This window comes from Acidithiobacillus sp. (assembly GCF_023255755.1).
In the GTDB taxonomy this organism is placed as follows: domain Bacteria; phylum Pseudomonadota; class Gammaproteobacteria; order Acidithiobacillales; family Acidithiobacillaceae; genus Acidithiobacillus.
Genome location: NZ_JAGDVS010000143.1, coordinates 1 through 4845, shown reverse-complemented (window position 1 = coordinate 4845; position 4845 = coordinate 1). Strand labels below are relative to the sequence as shown.

General features: G+C 60.4%; 3 protein-coding genes and 1 pseudogene. All 4 read right to left on the bottom strand.

Annotation, left to right across the window (positions count from 1 at the left end; genetic code table 11):
• Positions 1-607 (bottom strand): annotated as a pseudogene (locus tag Q0C48_RS10035) (sulfite reductase subunit A); the annotation flags it as partial.
• Between the two features lie 73 nt (positions 608-680).
• Positions 681-2630 carry a lytic transglycosylase domain-containing protein gene (locus Q0C48_RS10030; protein WP_291523965.1) on the bottom strand — a complete coding sequence of 650 codons (1950 nt, stop codon included), beginning with the start codon at positions 2628-2630 and terminating at the stop codon, positions 681-683.
• Positions 2631-2632: 2 nt separating this feature from the next.
• Positions 2633-3007, bottom strand: coding sequence for a hypothetical protein (locus Q0C48_RS10025; protein ID WP_291523963.1), 375 nt, complete (start codon positions 3005-3007; stop codon positions 2633-2635).
• Positions 3008-3134: 127 nt separating this feature from the next.
• The coding region (locus Q0C48_RS10020; RefSeq protein WP_291523962.1) for a DEAD/DEAH box helicase at positions 3135-4845 on the bottom strand (1711 nt) is incomplete at its 5' end.

Below are 4845 nucleotides of genomic sequence, written 5' to 3'. Positions count from 1 at the left end.
GTGCCTCGCCCTTGCGGCTCCCCGCCGTGACAATGAAGCCCTCGTCGAGTTCCGCCAGGGCCAAGTCGAAACCAGACTCAGCCCGCGGCCCGTCGCCGGTGGAGGCGCAGAAGCAGGTGGCTGCGGGATGGGTGCAATGCACCGCCACCAAAAAAAGGTTTCTGCGCCGGGCGCCATAATGGGGATCCGGGAAAGGCCCCTCCAGAAAGTGCTGGTCCTGCAGACGCAGCGCCGCGAGATCGCAGGCGCGCACGCCGATGACGGCGGTGGGCTGCGCTTCCGGTTTCTTGGGGTGAAAGGTTATACCCCCGTCACTCCCCGCAGCGCTGGTCCAGAGGACCTCGTGAGGGGCAAAGAGCAGCGGTTTGAGGGCCTGGGGACCGTTGGCCCAGGCGAAACAGCGCGGGCTCTCGTCGCGGTGAAGCCGGTACACCCCCGGCTGCTGATGGTCGTGGACTCCCCGTGGCAGATCGTCGGCACTGTCCAACCCTTCATAAACAATGGCGCCGTCCCGCACCTTGGGACCCAGACAGAGGTAGCCCGCCGCAGTCAGAGCGGTCAGCAGGTGCTGGAAGTAGGGGCGGGGAAGAAAACTGGGTGCGACCATCAGATGCAAACCCCGGTGACTTGGCGACAGCAAATAGTATAGACGGAATTCGTTGCAAAAATCGCGATGAGGATTACGGGTTGGTGCCGAGGCGCCACTGCGGCCATATGGTTTGCGGCTGCCGGTCGAGAATGGCGGCGTAGACGACGGTATTGGTCAGCACGCTCTGCACATAATGGCGGGTCTGTTGGAAGGGGATGTTCGCAGTGAAAATCGGGCCAGCCCATGGTCCCGGAGGCGGTGTCCAACGGCTCAGCCAGCGTTGTGGTGCGCCGGGCCCGGCGTTGTAGGCTGCCGCAGCCAGCAACTCGGAGCCGCCAAAATGCTGTTGCTGAAGGCTCAGATAGTGAGAACCCAGGGTCAGATTGCCACTGACGCTGTGCAGATCGGCGTTGGCGGCTGCGGCTACATGGGTCTGTAGCCACTGGGCCGTGGCAGGCATCACCTGCATCAGCCCCTGTGCGCCGACGTCAGATTGGATGCCGAACGCAAAACCGGATTCCTGCCGGATCAGACCGGCCAGGAAGGCACGGCGCAGGCCGGTCTGGGTGGCAGCAGCGTCGATTTCCTGTGCATAGGGAAGCACGTAGCCTTGTTGCCAGTCTTCTCCCCCGCGAATCAGACTGCTCGCATGAATACCGAGCAGCCACGCCTCATGATGAAAGGCCGCCCGGGCTGCGGCTTTAATCTCCCCCGTCCCGTTCAACCCCTTCAAAAACTGGTCCCATTCGGCGAGGGCGTCGAAATAGAGTCCGAGATGATAGAGTGTGATCGCGGTCCGCTCGGGGGCGTTATTATCCGATGTGGCGCTCGCTTCGGTCGGTGCGGACGGATCGTCAGGCTTTAAGATCAGTGGCTTGTTGAGGGTCGCCATAGCCAGTTGCCCGTAATAAGTCCACGGAGATTCCAGGGCCGCCAGCAAGATCTGAGCCGCCTGCGTATGTCCGAGTTGCAGCAGCGCTACGGCGGACCAGAATTGCCACTGCCGCTGCTGGCGTTGGGCGGCGTCCATCTCCTGGGTGGCCTGCTCCACCATGTTCCAATCCCTATTGCGTAGGGCAGTACGCACCATCCAGGCCAGCAGTCGGGGCCGGGGGCGAAACTGCGGATCGGCGGCGTAGGCTTGGGCATACCAGTGTCCGGATTCGGAACGAAAGGACAGGGTGGCGTGGTAGGCACTGTTATAAAGCACCAGCGACTTGTCAGCGACAGAGAGAACGCCAAGGGTCCGCACAAACTGTGCCGCCTGCGCGGGGTGAGTAGCAGCGAGGCGCAGCAGGGCGAGTACCAGTAGATGTGCCTGACCAGTTGGCCAGTTATTGCTGCCATATTGCTGAATCTGCTGAGAGATCCACGCGGCAGGTGCTGTTACCGTCTGCGCAAGCTGGTCAGATTGTGGCGCGGGTAAAAATGGCGCAAAGCGCAGTGCAGCGTCGAAAGCGGAGGCCTCGTACATTTGTTGCAGGCGCCGCCACAGTTCTGGCGGCGTGATTTGCCCTTGTTCCAGATAGGCACGCGCCATGGCGTTGCAGGCATGATCATTCGCTGCGGCGCTGCTCCAGAGGAAAAATGGGGCAACCACCGTGCTGGTGCTGAGCAGTGGATCTCGTGCCGCATCACAGCGCAAGCTGATCAGATCGGGGATGCTGCCGGCCTGAAACACCTGGGTAAAATCTGACCAGTCCTCGCGGCGCGCGAGTTCTAACAGCCACTGTCGACGCAGTAAATGATGTGCCACCCCACCCGGAAAGCGCTCCGCATAGCGTTGATACTGGTCTTGGGTCATGGTTTTGAGGCGGGGTTGCAGAGACCAGTACCCTACCCATGGCCCCATGTAGGTATTTTCTAATTCAGGCAGTGCATCGGCAGCGGGGCGATAATCACCCTGAGCGAAGGCGCTTGCCGCTGAGTTCAGGAGTTGCTCCTGGATGGCGTTGAGGGTGTCGGCTGCTGCGACTGATGTAGCACAGAGTATCCACAAGGCCAGCGTCACCAAGGCAGCTAAGGGACGCGGAAGACGCATTTTTAGGACTGTTTTAAACGCAGCCATCGACCGAGGTGCTTGGTGACCGAAGCAAGACGCTTAGGATGATCTTTGGCCAGGGGACCAACATGCAAATTAAGAGGTTCGCAATGATCTTTACCGTGACATATCACGCCATGCGATTCGCAGTGGGCGCCGGCTTGCTGAAGAGCGGCGACCATTTTCGCTTCCATCTCGGCACCACAGCGACCATCGTACTGAATCAGCACCAACTGCTTTTCCGGGAGGAATTCCAGGTGCCCGCCCATCGCCTCGAAAGCCCGGAGTTCTTCTATGGCAGATTCTGTCACTCCGTGGAGGGCGCCACTGATGATGAAGCGCTCCTGCCGCTTATCTTTTGTCTGTGCTGCTTTCATACGTCTTAATTCCCTAAGCGTTTGCCGACGAAATCCGATGGTTTGCAGGGCCGACCGGTGCGCATCTGGTGATCGTCCACCATAATGCCACCAAGCGTGCCATTCAGGAAGCGTCGCGGCTCGTGCCTCAGCGCCGGGTTTCTGGCAGTGGCGCGAGAAGAGAGGCGAGATCGTCGGGACCGAAACGGAGTTTTTCTTTCTGCGCCTTCTCCAGCACACCTGCGGCGAGAATGGCCTTTTTCTCCTGCAATGCCAGGATTTTTTCTTCAATACTTCCGGCAACAATCAGTTTGTAAACAAAAACCTGACGTTTCTGACCGATGCGGTGGGCGCGATCAGTGGCCTGATTTTCGGCGGCGGGATTCCACCATGGGTCATAGTGAATCACGGTGTCTGCTGCCGTGAGGTTGAGGCCGACGCCGCCCGCCTTGAGGCTGATCAGGAAGAGTGGCACTTCGCCGCGCTGAAAGCGGTCGATGGGCGTCTTGCGATCCTGGGTGCTGCCGGTGAGCAGCACGTAAGGGATATGCATCTTGTCGAGGCGTGCACTGATCAGGGCGAGCATCTCGGTGAATTGCGAAAACAGCAGAATCTGGCGACCTTCCGCCAGCAACTCCGGAATCATTTCCATGAGCAGAGCAAGTTTGGCGCTGTCCTGTACTTTACGCGCCTTCTCGCTCTTGAGCAGGCGCGGGTCACAGCAGACCTGACGCAGCTTGAGCATGGCGTCGAGGATGACGATCTGGCTGCGTTGAAAACCTTTGGCGGCGATTTCCTGGCGGATACGTTCATCCATGGCACTGCGTACGGTCTCGTAAAGGTCGCGCTGAGCCCCGTCAATATCCATGGAGCGGATGATAATGGTTTTCTCGGGGAGTTCTTTGGCGACTTCTTCCTTGCGGCGGCGCAGGATGAAGGGACGCACCCGACGGGCTAGTAAATCCAGACGCTCAGCATCTCCGTGGCGTTCGATGGGGCCGCGCCAGACCCGTTGGAAGCTGCGTGAGTCGCCGAGAAAGCCGGGCAGGAGGAAGTCGAATTGCGCCCAGAGTTCGCCGAGATGGTTTTCCAGCGGTGTGCCGGTGAGGGCGAGTCGATGCCGGGTGGGAATCTCGCGAATGGCTTCGGCGGCACGGCCCTGCGCATTCTTGACCATCTGCGCCTCGTCGAGAATCAGCAGATGAAAAGACTGGTCCTTGAGCGTCTCAATGTCCCGCCAGACCAGCGGATAGGTGGTGAGAATCAGATCATGGTGGGGTATTTCGGCAAAGCGGCTGCTGCGCTCTTTACCGTGCAGGGAGAGTACCCGCAGGTCGGGGGCGAAGCGCTCTGCTTCTTCCCGCCAGTTATGAATCAGGGAAGTGGGCATGATAATCAGGGCGGGATCGGTCAGGCGGCCACTCTCCTTCTCCAGCAGCAGGTGGGCGAGGGTTTGCGCGGTTTTGCCGAGACCCATGTCGTCCGCGAGAATGCCACCCAAATGATGCTCGCGCAGGAATTGCAGCCAGGCGAGTCCATCCTGCTGATAAGGGCGCAGGGGGAGGGCGAAACCTGCGGGCAGGGCGACGGGTGTAATCTCCCCATTTTGGGGCAGGCGCTTGGCCAGGGCACGCACGGCATCCATACCCTCACTACGCCACTGGCTGCTATCCGCCAACCGGGCGAGGCGCGGCGCATCAAAGGCGGACATCCGCAGAGGGCCTGAAGCGCCAAGGCTGAACAGATCGATGAGGGTGCCGACCAGTGGCTTCAGGCGATCCGCCGTGGTCTGGATCGGGATACCCGCCGGGGTGTGCAGGTGAATGTGCTCATCGTCAGGGATAGTGCTGAGGCCACCC

What these genes read in the sequence shown, in the direction of transcription:
- Q0C48_RS10030 (WP_291523965.1), bottom strand. Translation starts at nt 2,630, where the DNA reads ATGCGTCTTCCGCGTCCCTTAGCTGCCTTGGTGACGCTGGCCTTGTGG.
- Q0C48_RS10025 (WP_291523963.1), bottom strand. Translation starts at nt 3,007, where the DNA reads ATGAAAGCAGCACAGACAAAAGATAAGCGGCAGGAGCGCTTCATCATC.